The 16273-nt window shown below is 71.6% G+C and carries 16 protein-coding genes; 10 read left to right on the forward strand and 6 right to left on the reverse strand.

Features of this window, described 5'->3' with window-relative positions; all coding sequences use genetic code 11:
• The first annotated feature begins 559 nt into the window (after positions 1-559).
• Entirely contained in the window at positions 560-1405 is an 846-nt protein-coding gene (locus FS769_RS05160) for a DUF4097 family beta strand repeat-containing protein (RefSeq protein WP_144830236.1), read from the forward strand.
• A complete protein-coding gene (locus FS769_RS05165) occupies positions 1405-2010 on the forward strand; it encodes a PadR family transcriptional regulator (RefSeq protein WP_144830239.1) in 606 nt (201 codons plus the stop codon). The genes FS769_RS05160 and FS769_RS05165 overlap by 1 nt, the downstream gene beginning before the upstream one ends.
• 4 nt (positions 2011-2014) lie before the next feature.
• Here the strand turns inward: FS769_RS05165 and FS769_RS05170 are convergent, their stop codons facing one another.
• On the reverse strand, positions 2015-2530 hold the full coding sequence (locus FS769_RS05170; protein WP_144830244.1) for a universal stress protein: 516 nt from the start codon (positions 2528-2530) through the stop codon (positions 2015-2017).
• A gap of 159 nt (positions 2531-2689) precedes the next feature.
• Here FS769_RS05170 and FS769_RS05175 point away from each other — a divergent pair, with 159 nt between their 5' ends.
• Complete coding sequence (locus FS769_RS05175) at positions 2690-2872, forward strand: DUF3073 domain-containing protein (RefSeq protein ID WP_056225789.1); 183 nt, start codon at positions 2690-2692, stop codon at positions 2870-2872.
• A 134-nt stretch (positions 2873-3006) separates the two neighbouring features.
• Here the strand turns inward: FS769_RS05175 and FS769_RS05180 are convergent, their stop codons facing one another.
• From FS769_RS05180 to purM, 3 genes are read right to left on the reverse strand one after another with little or no spacing between them, the layout of a single operon-like run.
• Positions 3007-4224, reverse strand: coding sequence for a CynX/NimT family MFS transporter (locus FS769_RS05180; RefSeq protein WP_144830247.1), 1218 nt, complete (start codon positions 4222-4224; stop codon positions 3007-3009).
• Positions 4221-5696 carry an amidophosphoribosyltransferase gene (gene purF / locus FS769_RS05185; RefSeq protein WP_144830250.1) on the reverse strand — a complete coding sequence of 492 codons (1476 nt, stop codon included), beginning with the start codon at positions 5694-5696 and terminating at the stop codon, positions 4221-4223. The genes FS769_RS05180 and purF overlap by 4 nt, the downstream gene beginning before the upstream one ends.
• Before the next feature lie 6 nt (positions 5697-5702).
• Positions 5703-6845, reverse strand: coding sequence for a phosphoribosylformylglycinamidine cyclo-ligase (purM, locus tag FS769_RS05190; protein WP_144830254.1), 1143 nt, complete (start codon positions 6843-6845; stop codon positions 5703-5705).
• A 93-nt stretch (positions 6846-6938) separates the two neighbouring features.
• Here purM and FS769_RS05195 point away from each other — a divergent pair, with 93 nt between their 5' ends.
• Positions 6939-7550, forward strand: coding sequence for a zinc-binding alcohol dehydrogenase (locus tag FS769_RS05195; protein ID WP_144830257.1), 612 nt, complete (start codon positions 6939-6941; stop codon positions 7548-7550).
• Between the two features lie 6 nt (positions 7551-7556).
• Here the strand turns inward: FS769_RS05195 and FS769_RS05200 are convergent, their stop codons facing one another.
• A complete protein-coding gene (locus FS769_RS05200; protein WP_144830260.1) occupies positions 7557-7892 on the reverse strand; it encodes a potassium transporter Trk in 336 nt (111 codons plus the stop codon).
• A 144-nt stretch (positions 7893-8036) separates the two neighbouring features.
• Positions 8037-9005 (reverse strand): LacI family DNA-binding transcriptional regulator, encoded by a 969-nt coding sequence (locus tag FS769_RS05205; protein WP_144830263.1) that lies wholly within the window; start codon positions 9003-9005, stop codon positions 8037-8039.
• A gap of 148 nt (positions 9006-9153) precedes the next feature.
• On the opposite strand from FS769_RS05205, the gene FS769_RS05210 reads away from it, so the two are divergent.
• The 6 genes from FS769_RS05210 to FS769_RS05235 all read left to right on the forward strand — a co-directional run bounded on the left by FS769_RS05210 (position 9154) and on the right by FS769_RS05235 (position 16207).
• Entirely contained in the window at positions 9154-10650 is a 1497-nt protein-coding gene (locus FS769_RS05210) for a mannitol dehydrogenase family protein (RefSeq protein WP_144830266.1), read from the forward strand.
• A gap of 43 nt (positions 10651-10693) precedes the next feature.
• A complete protein-coding gene (locus FS769_RS05215; RefSeq protein WP_144830268.1) occupies positions 10694-11698 on the forward strand; it encodes an L-idonate 5-dehydrogenase in 1005 nt (334 codons plus the stop codon).
• Between the two features lie 69 nt (positions 11699-11767).
• Positions 11768-13168, forward strand: a complete 1401-nt coding sequence (locus tag FS769_RS05220) for an MFS transporter (protein ID WP_144830271.1) — start codon at positions 11768-11770, stop codon at positions 13166-13168.
• Positions 13169-13411: 243 nt separating this feature from the next.
• Positions 13412-14638 (forward strand): D-mannonate dehydratase ManD, encoded by a 1227-nt coding sequence (manD, locus tag FS769_RS05225; RefSeq protein ID WP_144830274.1) that lies wholly within the window; start codon positions 13412-13414, stop codon positions 14636-14638.
• Positions 14628-15278: a bifunctional 4-hydroxy-2-oxoglutarate aldolase/2-dehydro-3-deoxy-phosphogluconate aldolase gene (locus tag FS769_RS05230; RefSeq protein ID WP_144830277.1), complete on the forward strand. Its 651-nt coding sequence runs from the start codon at positions 14628-14630 to the stop codon at positions 15276-15278. Before manD ends, FS769_RS05230 begins: the two co-directional genes overlap by 11 nt.
• Positions 15275-16207: a sugar kinase gene (locus FS769_RS05235; protein WP_144830280.1), complete on the forward strand. Its 933-nt coding sequence runs from the start codon at positions 15275-15277 to the stop codon at positions 16205-16207. The genes FS769_RS05230 and FS769_RS05235 overlap by 4 nt, the downstream gene beginning before the upstream one ends.
• Positions 16208-16273 lie beyond the last annotated feature (66 nt).

Here is a 16273-nt window from a genome sequence, read left to right on the forward strand (position 1 = left end):
CCCTGGCCGTGCCGAGGTCACCGCGCGTCCCGGTCCCTTCGACAGGCTCAGGGACCTCCCCGTGCGCTCGGGCACCCGTGCGTCTTGGTCCCTTGGACAGGCTTAGGGACCTTTCCGTCCGTGCCGAGGTCACCGCGCGTCCCGGTCCCTTCGACAGGCTCAGGGACCTTTCCCTCCGTGCCGAGGTCACCGCGCGCCCCGGTCCCTTCGACAGGCTCAGGGACCTCCCTGGCCGTGCCGAGGTCACCGCGCGCGCCGGTCCCTTCGACAGGCTCAGGGACCTCCCTGGCCGTGCCGAGGTCACCGCGCGTCCCGGTCCCTTCGACAGGCTCAGGGACCTCCCCGTGCGCTCGGGCACCCGCGCGTCCCGGTCCCTTCGACAGGCTCAGGGACCTCCCCGTGCGCTCGGGCACCCGCGCGTCCCGGTCCCTTCGACAGGCTCAGGGACCTCGCTGTCGGCGACCTCACAGCCCACTCATCCGTGGCGGGGGTTGACGCACTCGCGATATATCGCGATACTCAACTTGACGCGATATATCGCGAGTGAGGAGCATCAACCATGGAGAAGTGGATCGTCCACCCCGGCGAGACCCGCGTCATCGACGTCGGCGCGCTGCGGGAGCTCAAGATCGGACTCGTCGGCGGCCAGGTCGACGTCATCGCCCACGACGAACCCGAGGCGCGCATCGAAGTGCACGGCGTCACGGTGAAAGACCTGCGGATCGAGATGGTCGACGGCCGCCTCGAGATCGACCACCCGCAGCTGCGGTGGGACAACTTCCTCGAGGTGTTCCGCAACTTCGGCGCCGGCGGCCCCAAGGCCGAGGTCAGCGTCGCGGTCCCCCGCAACGTCGCCCTGACCCTCGGCGTGGTCAGCGCGAGCGCACTGGTCTCGGGGCTGCGCACCGACGTGCGCCTGAACACCGTCTCGGGCGACATCATCGTCGACGGCCTCGTCGGCGACGTCGACCTCAACGCCGTCTCCGGCGACGTGCAGGTGCGCGAGCTCGACGGTGCCCTCAGCGCCAACAGCGTCTCGGGTGACGTCGCCGCGACCGGCCGCATCACCAAGGCCTCGATCGACACGGTCTCGGGTGCCATGCTCGTCGACTCGACGGGACCGACGCGGTCCATCTCGCTCAACTCGGTGAGCGGCACCGGCACAATCCGCCTCGACCGCTCGCTGCCCGCCAACTACGTGTCGCGGTCGGTCAGCGGCCGCGTGCAGATCGACGGCCAGGTGCGCTCGGGCAAGGGCCCGACCAACTACACCGGGTCGACCGGCGCCCTCGCGGGTCAGTTCGTCGACGTCCGTGCCAACACCGTCTCGGGCGAGATCACCGTGCTGCGCCGCGGCATCTCCGGTCTTCGCCCCGAGGAACTCGCCGGAGAGGAGGAGTGGTGATGAGCCCCGTCTTCTCGCACGGCGATCTTCGCCTGTACATCCTGAGCCTGCTCGATGAGGCCCCGCGCCACGGCTACGACCTCATGCAGGCGTTGTCCGAGCGCACGGGCGGCACCTACTCCCCCTCGGCCGGCACCATCTACCCCCGCTTGTCGAAGCTGGAGGAAGAGGGCCTGGTCACCAAGTCGGTCGACGGTCGCAAGACCGTGTACGAGATCACGGATGCCGGTCGCGCCGAGGTCGCATCGCGTTCGGGCGATCTCGAGGGCATCCAGGCCGGCCTCGCCGACAGCGTGCGGCTCATCGCCGACGAGGTGCGCGGAAGCGTCCGCGACGCCATGCGCAGCCTGCGCGCCGATCTCGCCGCGGCATCCCGCGAGGAGCGCGAGCAGGCGCAGTCGGTGCCCGCCGACGATCCCCGCTCCCGCAGTCGCGAGCAGCTCTCGCGCGCCGACGCGGCGATCAACGAGTTCCGCGGACGCGTGCGCAGCGAACTGCGCGCCCACGTCGCGCGGGGCGGCGAGCTCGCGGCATCCGGAGTCGACGAGATCGAGTCGGCACTGCGCGACGCGTCCGAGGCCGTGACCCGCGCGATGCGCGGCTGACGCCTCACTCCCAGGGCAGCTCCTCATCGGCGGCGGCCGGTTCTCCGAGCGGAACGACGAGAACCGGCCGGCGCTGGCGATGACTGAGCCGCGCGGCGACCGAACCGGTGAGGAACTCCCGGAACGACTCGCCGATCCCGCGCTTGCGAGTGCCCACCACGAGCAGTCCGGCGTCGACCTCGTCAGCGAGCTGGATGAGGGCGAGGGCGGGGTCGCCGATCACCTGCCGGACGCTCCAGTCGAGGTCGCGGCCGGCCAACGCTTCGCCCGCCGCGCGACGCACCTCGTCGAGCGCGGCCTTGGCGGCGGCGCCCGCGACGTCGACGGTCGAGGAGTGCACGTAGCCGTCGGGGTCTTCGAACGCGACGAAGCGCGTGGTGTCGACGTGCGCCACGATCAGCGGCGCCTTCGACAGTGCGGCGTACCGGGCCGCTTCGCGCACGACCCGCGGCGACTGCCCGGGGACGACACCGGCGATGACCGCGCCGGTCGCGGTCTCGGGGCGGGGCTGATCGGTCATGACGGCTCCTGTCGCGACGGGGCGCTCCCCCGCGAGCCCACGACGGCTCGGCCGGAATGCGCCGTGATATCCTGGCTGTTACTCTTACCGGCTCGGTCCGGAACCGCAATACGCAGGGCTCTCAAGCGGCCCTCGACGTCGATCGTGAGGGGGTCTCGCATGGGGCGTGGCCGTCAGAAGGCGAAGAACACCAAGATCGCCCGTGAGCTGAAGTACGACACCTATTCGGTGAACTACTCGGCTCTCGAGCGCGAACTGGGTGCACCCGCTCCGGGTGAAGACGCGTACGTCGACAAGTGGGCCGACCAGTACAGCGACGAGTACGACAACGAGAAGGCCTGACGCCTTCGCGTTCGTCTTTCCCCTCGCGAGGCCGTATCGGTCCCGAGCGGTGATCGTCGTACCCCGATGAACAGATACGCCGAAGGGCGGTGACGTTTCTCGTCACCGCCCTTCGTTCGTGTGCGTCGAACGGCTCACCACGTGCGGCCGGTGCGGCGCTCCCACGCGTCTTCGACGCTCTCGCTGCGCGCCATGATGATCCCCGCGGGGGCCGCGCACGCGATGACCGCGCCGAGCACGATCAAGCCGGTGGTCCAGCCCCCGGTGATCTCGTGCGTGAGGCCGAGCGCGAGGGGCATGAGGGCCGCGATGGCGTATCCCACGCTCTGCACGAACCCGCTCAGCGCCACGGTCGTCTCGTGCTGGCGCGTCCGCAGGCCGAACAGCACGAGGGTGAGCGGGAAGAGCAGCGGCGGGATGCCGATGAGCACGACCCACAGCACGGTCGCGGCACCGGGGGCGACGAGCAATCCGGTCACTCCGACGACGCCGGTCACCACCGCGACGACGTAGAACGGGGTCGTGCGCCCGAGGCGCGCCACCAACAGGGGGACGAGCAGCGACACGGGCAGACCCATGAACGAGAAGAGCGCGAGCAGTCCGCCGGCCTCCGCGGCCTCCACTCCCGCCACATCGATCAGCAGCGGCGGAAGCCACGCGAACATGCCGTACGCCACCGAGGAGTTGACGGCGAACGTGACCACCAGCGCCCACGTCTGCGGCACGCGCACGAGGCGCGAGAGCACCGCCGTCCGCGGCTCGTCGACGGCGTCGATGCGCGACGCGCGGGCACGCAGGCTCAACGCCACCCACGGCAGCACCGCCGCGACCGCGACCACCGCCCACACCACGAACGACCCGCGCCATCCCACGGCTCCCGCCAGCGGCACCGCGACCAGCGGCGGCGTGAAGGTCGCCACCGCCATCGTCGTGCTGTAGACGGTCGTCATCAGGCCGATGCGCTCGGGGAAGTACTTCTTCACCACGGTGGGGATGAGCACGTTCGCCACCCCGACGGCCGCGAACACCCCGGCCGTCGCCGCCAGCAGCGTCAACGCGTTGCCCGCGGCCGCCCGCGCGGCGAGCATCGCGGCCGCCACGATCGCCGCGATCAGCACCGTGCGCTCGAGCCCGACCCGTCGCTCGATCGCGGGCGTCACCATGCCCGACAGCGCGAACGCGACCGGGGGCGCCATGCCGATCAGACCGACCACCGCCGTGGGCAGCGCGAAGTCGCGACCGATCGCATCGAGCAGAGGAGACAACGACGCCACCGCGATGCGCAGCGTCAACGCCAGCAGCACGATCGCCGTGGCGGCGAGGGCGATGGTTCCCGCGCTGCGGCGGGTCAAGACTCCTGGCTGCCCTCGACCCAGGCGAGGTACTCCTCCGACACGGTCCCCGTCACGTAGCGACCGTCGAAGCAGCTCATGTCGAGGTCGGTGAGGTCGGTGCCCTCCATGATGGCCGCCTTGAGGTCGTCGACCTCCTGGTAGACCAGGTAGTCGCAGCCGAGCTCTTCGGCGATCTCGGGGATCGTCCGGCCGTGGGCGACGAGCTCGTGACGCGAGGGCATGTTGATGCCGTACACATGGGGGTAGCGCACCGGCGGTGCCGCCGAGGCGAACGTCACGCTCTTGGCCCCGGCATCCCGCGCCATCTGAATGATCTCGCGGCTCGTCGTGCCGCGCACGATCGAGTCGTCGACGAGAAGGACGTTCTTGCCCTGGAACTCGGTCGACATGGCGTTGAGCTTCTGGCGCACGCTCTTCTTGCGCACCGCCTGCCCCGGCATGATGAAGGTGCGGCCGACGTAGCGGTTCTTGTAGAAGCCCTCGCGGTACTCGATACCGAGTTTGCGGGCCACCTGCATCGCGGCCGGACGCGCGGAGTCGGGAATCGGCATGACCACGTCGATGGTCCCGGCCGGGGTGTACTTCGCCACCGTGTCGGCCAGGCGCTCGCCCATCCGCAGGCGCGTTTCGTACACCGAGATGCCGTTCATGACCGAGTCGGGGCGGGCGAGGTAGACGTACTCGAACGAGCACGGCGCGAGCGTGGGGTTCTCGGCGCACTGCTGGGAATGCAGCGTCCCGTCGAGGGTGATGAACACCGCCTCGCCGGGCAGCAGGTCGCGCACGACCTCGAAGCCGGCGTTCTCGAGCACCAGCGACTCCGACGCCACGATGTACTCGTCGCGCGGCTCGCCGCCCGGCACCTGGGCTGCGGGACGCTTGCCGAGGATGAGGGGGCGGATGCCGAAGGGGTCGCGGAACGCGAGCAGGCCGTAGCCGGCGATGAGGGCGATCGAGGCGTACGACCCCTCGACCCGCTCGTGCACGCGCGCCACCGCGCGGAACACCTGGGCGGGGTCGAGGTCGGGGCCGGTGATCTCGGACTGCAGTTCGGAGCCGAGGATGTTCACGAGCAGCTCGGTGTCGCTGCTGGTGTTCAGGTGCCGGCGGTCCTTGTGGAACAGCTCGCCCGTGAGCTCGCGCGTGTTCGTCAGGTTGCCGTTGTGCACCAGCACGATGCCGTAGGGCGCGTTGACGTAGAAGGGCTGAGCCTCTTCTTCGTTCGACGCGGTGCCCTTGGTGGCGTAGCGCACGTGTCCGAGACCGATGTCGCCGAGCAGGGCGCGCATGTCGCGGGTGCGGAACGCCTCGCGCACCTGGCCGCGGGCCTTGTGGATGTGGAACACGCCGCTGGACTCGGCCGTGGCCATGCCCGTGGAATCCTGTCCCCGGTGCTGGAGCAGGAGGAGCGCGTCGTAGATCTCCTGGTTGACCGGGCCCTGCCCGGCCATGCCGACGATGCCGCACATGAGGTGTTAGCTGGCTCCGTTCGCCGGCGTGCCGGCATCCGCATACGTTCCGACCAGGCGCACGGCGCCGCCGTCGACGCCCTTGGCGCCCTGTTCGTACTCGCCCTCGGGGCGGGCGCCGTCGCGCACGACGCCGACCTGCCACGTGGCGATGCCCTCGGCCTGCAGTGCCGCGATCGCGGCCTCGGCCACCTCGGGGGCGACGACCGCGAGGAAGCCGATGCCGAGGTTCCAGGTGCCCTCGGTGGCCGTGAGCTCGAGGCCGCCCATGTCGGCGAGCACGCGGAACACCGGCGACGGGCTCCACGTCGAGCGGTCGACGTCGACCCAGCTGTCCTGCGGCAGCACGCGCGCGAGGTTGGCGGCGATGCCGCCGCCCGTGACGTGGCTGAGGGAGTGGATGCCGGTGCCCACCGCGCCGTCGTCGAGCAGGCGCAGCAGCGGCGAGGTGTACAGGCGCGTGGGCTCGAGCAGTGCCTCGCCCCAGGTGCCGCCGAGCTCGGCCGAGGCCGAGCCGTACGCGATGCCCGCGCCCGTGATGATGTGACGCACGAGCGAGTAGCCGTTGGAGTGCAGGCCGCTGGAGGCCAGCGCGAGCACGACGTCACCGCTGCGCACGCGGTCGGCGCCGAGGATGCGGTCGGCCTCGACCACACCGGTCGCCGCTCCCGCGACGTCGTAGTCGTCGATGCCCAGCAGGCCGGGGTGCTCGGCGGTCTCGCCGCCCACCAGCGCGGTGCCGGTCATCGCGCAGCCGCGCGCGATGCCCGCGACGATGTCGGCGATGCGCTGAGGCACGACCTTGCCGCACGCGATGTAGTCGGTCATGAACAGCGGACGCGCACCGACCACGACGATGTCGTCGACGACCATGCCGACGAGGTCTTCGCCGATCGTGTCGTGCTTGTCGATGGCCTGCGCGATCGCGACCTTGGTGCCGACGCCGTCGGTGCTGGTCGCGAGCAGGGGCCGCGCGTAGTCGCGCAGGGCGGAGGCGTCGAAGAGACCGGCGAATCCGCCGACCCCGCCGAGCACCTCGGGCCCGTGCGTGCGGCGCACGGCCGACTTCATCAGTTCGACGGCGAGATCTCCGGCGGCGGTATCGACGCCTGCGGCGGAGTATGGGTTTTCGTGGGGAGCGGAAGCCACCGCAACAGACTACCCGGGCTCGACACGCGCGGGTGTCCGCGCGTCGACGCAAGGCCCGGTCGCACAGGCGGTGCGAATCCCTACAATGACGCCATGACGGGCGGGCAGCCGGAGTGGGTGATCCGCGAAGACGCGGCGCAATCGGTGCTCGTCGCGCTCTATCTGCGTCAGGTCATCGGCATCCGGGCCCCCGAAGAGCTCCCGGCGCTGCGCCGCGTGCCCACGCCTCTCACGGTGTCGAGGTCGGACGACGCGCAGGCCCGGCTCGAACGCGAGTGGCGGGAGTACTGGGCCATGACCGTCGAACCGCAGGCGCACCCCTCCCCCGTCCCCCTCGAGCTCATCGACGGCTTCGACACTCTCGTGACCCTCCCCGAGGGGCGAGCCGAGGCACTGCGGGCGGCGATCGACGACCACGCCGACGACGCCGTCGAGTTCGCGCGCCTGTCGCACGACCGCTACTCCCGCGAGGCGGCGGCGCGCCCCGGGGTGTCGTACCGCGCCTACGCCAGCGCGATCGCGGCGCACGAGCGCATCGTGGGGCGACGCGCGCACTCGTTCGAACTCAACGTGCAGGTGCTCCCGCTCGCCCAGCGGGGCGTGTGGTGGATCGGCTCGCTCACGGTCGCGGTGACCGACGGCCTGCGCGGCGACGTCGCCGCGTTCGACACGGCGATCCACCCGATCATCGCCGAACTGGCGTGACGCGGGTCAGACCTCGTACTGTTCGTGGTCGACCATCACCTGGCGGGTGCGGCCGCCGAGCGTGCGCTCGAAGATGAGGGCGACGATCGCGGCGAGCACGACACCGACGACGACGCAGATCAACGCGGTGAAGCCGAAGACCTGCAGCTCGGAGTACACGACCTGCGTGTAGGGGCTGAGGTTGGAGCCGTCGATCGCGAACGTGAGGATGAGGGCGGCCAGGATGCCGAGGAAGGCACCCGCGGCCAGGAAGACGCCGTACTTCGGCGCGCGGCGGACGGTCACGGTCTCGATGTCGTCGCGGACGTACACCGGTCGTTCGGGGGCGGGCTGCTCGGCCATAGGCCCATTGTCCCACCGCCGGGCGCGCAGCGGGTCGTGGGTTCGCGCGGGGGCGGATGCCGAGGACGCACCCCTTCGCCGAGACCGCATTCGCGCGGCGTCGGCGATTCGGCGGTTCCGCCCGGCGAGGGACGCCGCCGCGGATCAGCGCGCGGCGGAGGGCGGGGCCGTCGAGCCGCGCACGATGAGCTGCGAGGGCAGCACGGTCTCGCCGATCGACGCCGCGCCCGACATCGCCTGCAGCAGCAGGTCGACGGCGAGGGCCCCGGCGCGGGCGATCGGCATCCGCACCGTGGTGAGGCTCGGCGTGACGGCTCCGGCGAGCTCGATGTCGTCGATGCCCACGAGGCTGACGTCGTCGGGGCACACGCGCCCGAGCTCGGCCATGCCGGCTTCGAGCCCGAGGGCGACGAGGTCGTTGTAGGCGATGACCGCGGTGGCGCCGCTGGCGACGGCCGCCGCGGCTCCCGCTCGCCCGCCCTGGATCGAGGCAGCGTGGTTGCTCAGACGGGTGAGGCGGATGCCGAAGCGCTCGCACGCGCGCGCCACGGCGTCGGCACGCTGTTCGTCGGCCCACGATCCGTGCGGGCCGGAGGCGTACGCGACGTGATGGTGGCCGAGGGCGGAGAGGTGCTCGACCGCCTGGGTCGGCCCGCGCTCGGCGTCCATCACGACGCACACGGCGCCGTCGATCACGCGGTTGACGATGACGTGGGGGGTGTCGGCCACGAGCGAGAGCACTTCGCGCTCGGGAAGGCGCGGGGAGCACAGCAGCAGTCCGTCGGTGCGGCATCCGAGCTCGATCGCCTCGCGCTCGCGGCGCAGGTCTTCGTCCGCGTCGAACAGCACGATGCGATGCCGGCCGTGCCACGCCTGCCCCTGGATCGCCTTGAGCAGGGTCGCGTAGACGGGGTTCGCGGCATCCGGCACCACCACCGCGATCGTTCGGGTGCCGACGGCCGCCTGCGGCGTGGCGTAGCCGAGCTCGGCCGCGGCGCGGCGCACTCGCTCGAGGGTCGCGGGGGCGAGGCGGTCGGGCTCGCCGAAGGCGCGCGACGCCGTGGCGATCGACACACCCGCGTGCCGTGCCACCTCGGTCAGGTTCGCCGCCATCACCACCGTCTCTCTGCCGTCGTTCCATCATCGTGCATGCCGACCTGAAAACTGTTGACAAGTTTGTACAAACACTGCACACTGCTTTCATGCCGATCATCGACGATCTCACCCGGTCGAGCCCCGCCGCCCCGGCGGGAGCCCGCGCATGAGCGCGATCCTGCGCCGCGGCGCGAGCCTCCCCACGGCAATCCCCTCCGCCCCCTCGGGCGCCGGCATCCTGCACCTCGGACTCGGCAGCTTCCACCGCGCCCACCAGGCCGTCTACACCGCGGCCGCGATGCGCGCCGAGGGCGGCGACTGGGGCATCGTCGGCGTCGCCTCGCGCTCGCGCCGGGTCGTCGACGCCCTGCACGCGCAGGACCACCTCTACTCCGTCGCGACGGTCTCGCCCGCGGGCACGACCCTCGACATCCCCGGGGTGCACACCGACTCGTACGTCGCCGCCGACGACCCGGCCCGCGTGGTCGCCGACCTCGCCGACCCGCGCATCCGCATCGCGACGCTCACGGTGACCGAGAACGGCTACAGCTACTCCAACGCCACCCAGCGCCTCGACGTCGCCGACCCGATCGTCGCCGCCGACCTGCGCGGGGGCGCCCCCCGCTCGACCATCGGCCAGCTCGCGCGCGGCCTGCAGCGCCGGGCCGCGGCGGGCGGAGAGCAGATCGCGATCCTCAGCTGCGACAACCTGCTGTCGAACGGCTCGCACACCGAGAAGCTCGTGCGGGCCTTCCTGCAGGAGCTTCCGGATGCCGAGTCGGCCGACGCCCTGGCCTACCTGGACCGCGCCGTGACCTTCCCCTCGAGCATGGTCGACCGCATCGTGCCCTCGACCACCCCCGAGCTGACCGACCGCGTGGCCGCTCTCCTCGGCGTGCGCGACGAGGTCCCCGTGCCGGCCGAGCCCTTCACGATGTGGGCGATCGAAGACCGCTTCGCGGGCGGCCGCCCGGCGTGGGAGGCCGGCGGCGCGGTGTTCACCGACGAGGTGGGCGCGTACGAGCTGCTCAAGGTGCGCCTGCTCAACGGCACGCACTCGCTGATCGCCTACCTCGGCGCCCTGCGCGGGGTTCCCACGATCCCGGATGCCATCGCCCTGGCCGACGTCGAAGCCGCCGCCACCGCGATCCTGCGGGGCGAGTACGAGCCCTCGGTCACCGCTCCGCGGGGCGTCGACATCGCGGCGTACGAGCGCGACCTGTTCGCCCGCTGGGGCAACAGCGCGCTCGGACACCGCACGAGCCAGGTCGGCTCCGACGGGTCGGTCAAGCTCGGCCAGCGCATCCCCGGCCCGGTCGCCCAGGCGTTCGAGCGGGGGGAGTTCCCGCACCTGATCGCCCTCACGGTGGCCGCATACCTCGCCTGCATCGCCCCGCCCGCGGGCTTCGACCCCGGCCCCCACGCCGCGGCGATGACCGACCCGGCGCGCGAGCGCCTCACCGCCGTCGCCACCCGCGGCGGCCGCGACCTCGCCGCCCGCGCGATCGTCGATCTCCAGTTGTTCGGCGAAGACCTCGCGCACCGCACCGTTTTCGTCGACCGCGTGGGCGACCTGCTCGACACGATCGTCGAGCGGGGCGTCGACAGTGCGATCGCCGAGAGCCTCTCGGCATCCGGCACCCTCGCCCCCACCGCCCCCTGACCCATCCGCGCCCACCCGGGCGCACAGACTCGAAGGAGACGCGATGAAGCTTCTCGCGATCCACGCCGCGGAAGACATCCGCTGGGAAGACCGCCCCGCCCCCGAACCGGGCGACGGCGAGGTGCGGCTTCGCGTGCGCTACGTCGGCATCTGCGGGTCGGACCTGCACTACTACTTCCACGGCAAGAACGGCGAGTACGCGGTGCGCGAGCCCCTGACCCCCGGTCACGAGCTGTCGGCCGAGGTCGACCTCGACCCCTCGGGTCGGCTGGCGCCGGGCACGCCCGTCACCGTGCACCCCGCGCGCTTCGGCCCTTCGGTGCCGGGCCTCGAGGAGCGCCCGCACCTGCGTGCGGGCGGCGACTACCTCGGTAGCGCCGCGGGCTTCCCGCACCGACAGGGCGGAGCCGCCGAGCTGCTCGTGGTCGAAGAGCACATGATCCGCGTCCTGCCCGAGGGGCTGTCGCTCGAGCGCGCCGCCCTCGCCGAGCCCCTCGCCGTCGCCATCCACGCGGTGAGCCTCGCGGGCGACCTCTCCGGCAAACGCGCGCTCGTCATCGGCTCCGGCCCCATCGGCCTGCTCGTCGCGGCGGCCGCCGTGCACGCGGGAGCCGAGCTGGTCGGCGCGAGCGACGTGCGCCCCGAACCGCTCGAGCGCGCCCGCGCCCTCGGTGCGGGCGAAACCTTCCTCGTGGGCACCGACACGATCGAGAACGAGTCGTTCGACGTGGTCTTCGAGTGCTCCGGCGTCGGAGTGGCCCTCACGCAGGCCGTCCGCGCCGCCCGCCGCGCCGGCACCGTCGTGCAGGTGGGCATGCTCCCGGATGCCGAGCTCGGGGTGAACCTCGCCCCGATGCTCGCGAAGGAGCTGACGCTGCGCGGAGCCTTCCGCTTCTCGAGCGAGATCGACGACGCCATCGCGATGCTCGCCTCGACCGACGCGCTCGACACCGTCGTGTCGCACGTCGTCCCCGCCGCCGACGCGGTCAGCGCGTTCGCCGTTGCGCGGGACTCCTCGGCATCCGCCAAAGTCCTGCTCGCTCTCTGAGCAAGCCCCTCGAACATCCCCCGACACCCCAGCGATTCCGCTACGCATCACCTACGAAGGAGTAATCCGATGAGCAGCTCATCCGCCCCCGGCGTCGACGCCTCGACGTCGCCGCCCGTCGCCACACGGTCCGTCGGCGACCTCGCCCGCGCCGCCGTCTCGGGCTGGCTCGGCACCGCCCTGGAATTCATGGACTTCCAGCTGTACTCGCTCGCCGCAGCCCTCGTCTTCAGCCAGATCTTCTTCGCCGGCGGCGACGCCGCGATGGCGGTCGTTCTCGCGATGGCCACCTACGGCGTGGGCTACGTGGCCCGCCCGGTCGGCGCCTTCTTCTTCGCCCGCATCGGCGACAAGATCGGCCGCAAGCAGGTGCTGTTCTACACGATCCTGCTCATGGGCGCGGCGACCACCCTCATCGGCGTGCTGCCCACCTACGAGCAGGTCGGCATCCTGGCCCCGATCCTCCTCGTGGTGCTCCGCCTCGCCCAGGGCTTCGGCGCCGGCGCCGAGATCTCGGGCGCGGGCGTCATGCTCGCCGAGTACGCCCCCGACAACCGCCGCGGCGTCGTCGCCTCGCTCGTCGCGCTCGGCACCAACTGCGGAACGCTGTTCGCCTCGGGCATCTGGGCGATCCTGCTCGCCGTGATGATGGAGAGCGACGTCATCGCCTGGGGCTGGCGCATCCCCTTCATCGGCAGCGCGATCATCATGCTCTTCGCCCTGTGGGTGCGCTTCAACCTCAAGGAGAGCCCGGTCTTCGAGGAGCGCACCGACGTCGTCGACGGCAAGGCGCTCTCGCGCGCCGAGCTGCACAAGGTCGCCACCGAGACCAACGACATCCGCACGCTCGAGTCGCTGCAGAAGAAGCCGCTCAAGGCCGTTCTCGTGTCGTTCTTCCTGCGCTTCGGCCAGGCCGGCAACTCCGGCATCGTGCAGACGTACCTCATCTCGTTCATCACGATCACCCTCGCGATCTCGAAGGAGGTCGGTCCCGAGATCGTCATCGTCTCGTCGCTGATCGGCTTCCTCACGATCCCGCTCGTCGGCTTCCTCGGCGACAAGTTCGGCCGCCGCCGCATGTACATCGTCATGTCGGCGCTGTCGCTGCTGCTGATCGTGCCGGCGCTGCTGATGATCAACTCCCGCGAGGTGGGCGCGATCTTCGTCGGCTACGCCCTGATCCACAACATCTCGGTGCTGGGCCTGGCGTCGATGGAGAACATCTCGATCCCCGAGATCTTCGGCGCCCGCAACCGCTACACCCTCACCGCCGTCGTCCGCGAGGTCGCCGCGATCATCGCCACCGGTATCGGCCCCGTCGTCGCCGCGGCCTGGGTGGCCGCCGCCACCGGCAGCATCGTCCCGATCATGGTGCTCATGGGCATCTTCACCGCGTCGGCCCTGGTCGCCGCGATCGTGGCCCCCGAGTGGACCGGTCGCGATCTGCGGGATCCCCGCCCCGCGATGTGATCCCGCGGGGTCGCTCTCGGGCGGCCCCGCACCCGGGCGGGTTCGTGACGGCGGACCCGCCCGGCATCGCTCCCCTCCCGCGCGTCCTCCCGGGGCGCCCAGCGTGGCCCCGGGTCCACGTTCGACGCCCCGGGGCCAGCTCTGACGCCCCTGCGGGTGCGTCGCTGCCACATCCAGCGCCCCGGGGCCACGAATCGCGCCCCGCTTCGACCCGCCACCTCCCCTCCGCCAGAAAGTCCGCACATGAGCATCGCCTCCGTCGACGTCATCGTCACCAGCCCCGGCCGCAACTTCGTCACCCTGAAGATCACCACGAGCGACGGTGTCGTCGGATGGGGGGATGCCACCGTCAACGGCCGCGAGCTGTCTGTGGCGTCGTACCTCTCCGACCACCTCGCCTCGATGCTCATCGGCCGCGACGAGGACCGCATCGAAGACACCTGGCAGTACCTCTACCGCGGGGCGTACTGGCGCCGCGGACCGGTGACCATGGCCGCGATCGCCGCGGTCGACATGGCGCTGTGGGACATCAAGGCCAAGAAGGCCGGGATGCCGCTGTACCAGCTGCTCGGAGGCGCGAGCCGCGACGGCGTGCGCGTCTACGCCCACGCCTCGGGCACCGACTTCGAGGCCCTCTCGAACGCGATCACCGGATACCGCGAGCTCGGCTTCACCGCCGTGCGCGTGCAGACCGGCGTCCCCGGCCTCGGGCAGATCTACGGCGTCTCGGCCGCGGGCCCGGGCGTGCGGTACGACTACGAGCCCGCGAAGCGCTCGGGCGACCGCCCCGCCGAAGAGACCTGGGACACCCGCCAGTACCTCAACCACATGCCCGGGGTCTTCTCGAAGATCCGCGAGGAGTTCGGCACCGACCTGCGCATCCTGCACGACGGCCACCACCGCATGTCGCCGATCGAAGCCGCGCGTTTCGCGAAGGACGTCGAGCCCTACGACCTGTTCTGGCTCGAAGACGCCACTCCCGGCGAAGACCAGACGGCGCTGCGGCTCATCCGCCAGCACTCGACCACGCCGCTCGCGATCGGCGAGGTGTTCAACACCGTGTACGACTACCAGACGCTCATCACCGAGCGCCTGATCGACTACGTGCGCTCGGCCGTGACCCACACCGGTGGCATCACCGCGATGAAGAAGCTCCTCGACTTCGCCGCGATCTACGGCATCCGCTCCGGCATCCACGGTCCCACCGACATCTCCCCCGTCGGCATGGCGGCGGCCCTGCACCTCGATCTCGCGATCCACAACTTCGGCATCCAGGAGTACATGCCGCACAACGAGCAGACGCTCGAGGTGTTCCAGACCTCGTTCACCTTCGACAAGGGCTTCCTGCACCCGGGCGACCAGCCCGGCCTCGGCGTCGAGCTCGACGAAGAGGCCGCCGGCGCGTTCGAGTACACGAAGGCGTACCTGCCCGTGAACCGCCTTCTCGATGGGACCGTCCATGACTGGTGAGCTTCCCGCCCGCACCGTTTCGTCGAAGCTCGTCGTGGTCGCCCGGGCATCCGCCGCGTCGGACTACGCGCCCGTGCTGGCCTCGCTCGCCGAGGCGGGGGTGCAGAGCGTCGAGCTGACGCTCACCACGCCCGGCACCTTCGACGCCTTCGCCGACCTGCGTTCGTCGTTCGACGGCGACCTCGGCATCGGCACGGTCGCGAACCTCGACCAGCTCGAGCGCGCGATCGCCGTCGGCGCCGACTACGTCGTCACCCCGATCACCTCGACCGCTCTGGTCGAGCACGCGGTCGCCGCGGGCATGCCGATCATCCCCGGTGGCCTCACCCCCACCGAGCTGTTCGCCTCGTGGTCGGCGGGCGCCTCGGCGGTGAAGGTGTTCCCGGCCGGTCAGGTCGGCCCCGGCTACCTGAAGGATCTGCGCGGACCGTTCCCCGACATCGCCGTCGTCCCCTCGGGAGGGGTGGATGCCGACAGCGCGGCCGCCTGGCTCGCGGCGGGCGCCGTGGCGGTCAGCGTCGGCGGTCCGCTGCTCGGCGACGCGTTCCGCGGCGGCGACCTGGGCGCGCTCCGCGAGCGGGCCGAGCGGTTCGTCGCGGTGTGCGCGGGGTCGGACCTGCTCGCGGGGCGGAGCGCGTGACCCGCGTCGTCACCCTCGGCGAGACGATGGCGCTCGCCCGCACGACCGAGGTCGGCTCGCTCCGGCACGCCGCGGGCCTGGCGCTCGGCATCGGTGGCGCGGAGACCAACGTCGCCGTGGGCCTGCGCCGCTTGGGCGTCGATGCCGCGTGGCTCGGCCGCGTCGGCGACGACCCGCTCGGCGAGCGCATCGCGCGGGAGCTGCGGGGCGAAGGACTCGATGTGCACGCGATCGTCGACGCCGAGGCGCCGACCGGCCTGATGCTCAAGGAGCGCCCGTCCGCGGCATCCACCGCCGTGCACTACTACCGCCGCGGTTCGGCGGGGTCGCGCCTCGCGCCCGACGACGTTCCGGCGGGATGGATCGAAGACGCCGACCTGTTGCACATCACGGGCATCACGCCCCTGCTGTCCGACACCGCTCGCGCCGCCGTGCTCTCGGCCGTCGAGCGCGCCCGCGCGGCCGGCGTCGCGGTCAGCTTCGACGTCAACTACCGCTCCGCCCTGGCGTCCCCCGCGGTCGCGGGACCGATCCTCCGCGAGATCGCGGCGCTGTCGACCCTCGTCTTCGGCGGGGTCGAGGAGTTCGCCCTGATGAGCCCGGATGCCGCGGAGTCGCTCCTCGATTGCGGCGTGCAGCACGTGGTGGTCAAGCGCGGCCCGGGTGGGGCCGCCGCCTTCACGGCGACCGGTGCCACCGAGGCTCCGGGCTTCGTCATCGACCCTCTCGACACCGTGGGCGCGGGCGACGCGTTCGTCGCGGGCTACCTCAGCGCTTACCTCGAGGGCCTCGACGTGGCCGACACGTTGGTCCGCGCCAACGCCTGCGGCGCGATGGCCTGTCTCGTGCCCGGCGACTGGGAAGCCGCGCCCACGCGCCGCGACCTCGAGCGCTTCCTCACCGGCGGCGGCGACCCGGTCCGGCGCTGACGCGGTCGGACCGGCGCTGCCCCGACCACCGCTCGAGATCACGCGATCCTGCGCAGCTCGTTCGGG

It is taken from the genome of Microbacterium sp. BH-3-3-3 (assembly GCF_007679045.1).
Lineage (GTDB): Bacteria > Actinomycetota > Actinomycetes > Actinomycetales > Microbacteriaceae > Microbacterium > Microbacterium algihabitans.

Bases quoted from the DNA above. Each gene is read 5' to 3' on its own strand.
- FS769_RS05160 (WP_144830236.1), top strand. From the start codon at position 560: ATGGAGAAGTGGATCGTCCACCCCGGCGAGACCCGCGTCATCGACGTC.
- manD (WP_144830274.1), top strand. From the start codon at position 13,412: ATGAGCATCGCCTCCGTCGACGTCATCGTCACCAGCCCCGGCCGCAAC.
- FS769_RS05200 (WP_144830260.1), bottom strand. From the start codon at position 7,892: ATGGCCGAGCAGCCCGCCCCCGAACGACCGGTGTACGTCCGCGACGAC.
- FS769_RS05175 (WP_056225789.1), top strand. From the start codon at position 2,690: ATGGGGCGTGGCCGTCAGAAGGCGAAGAACACCAAGATCGCCCGTGAG.
- purF (WP_144830250.1), bottom strand. From the start codon at position 5,696: ATGTGCGGCATCGTCGGCATGGCCGGGCAGGGCCCGGTCAACCAGGAG.
- FS769_RS05220 (WP_144830271.1), top strand. From the start codon at position 11,768: ATGAGCAGCTCATCCGCCCCCGGCGTCGACGCCTCGACGTCGCCGCCC.
- FS769_RS05165 (WP_144830239.1), top strand. From the start codon at position 1,405: ATGAGCCCCGTCTTCTCGCACGGCGATCTTCGCCTGTACATCCTGAGC.
- FS769_RS05210 (WP_144830266.1), top strand. From the start codon at position 9,154: ATGAGCGCGATCCTGCGCCGCGGCGCGAGCCTCCCCACGGCAATCCCC.
- FS769_RS05215 (WP_144830268.1), top strand. From the start codon at position 10,694: ATGAAGCTTCTCGCGATCCACGCCGCGGAAGACATCCGCTGGGAAGAC.
- FS769_RS05195 (WP_144830257.1), top strand. From the start codon at position 6,939: ATGACGGGCGGGCAGCCGGAGTGGGTGATCCGCGAAGACGCGGCGCAA.
- FS769_RS05230 (WP_144830277.1), top strand. From the start codon at position 14,628: ATGACTGGTGAGCTTCCCGCCCGCACCGTTTCGTCGAAGCTCGTCGTG.
- FS769_RS05205 (WP_144830263.1), bottom strand. From the start codon at position 9,005: ATGGCGGCGAACCTGACCGAGGTGGCACGGCACGCGGGTGTGTCGATC.
- FS769_RS05170 (WP_144830244.1), bottom strand. From the start codon at position 2,530: ATGACCGATCAGCCCCGCCCCGAGACCGCGACCGGCGCGGTCATCGCC.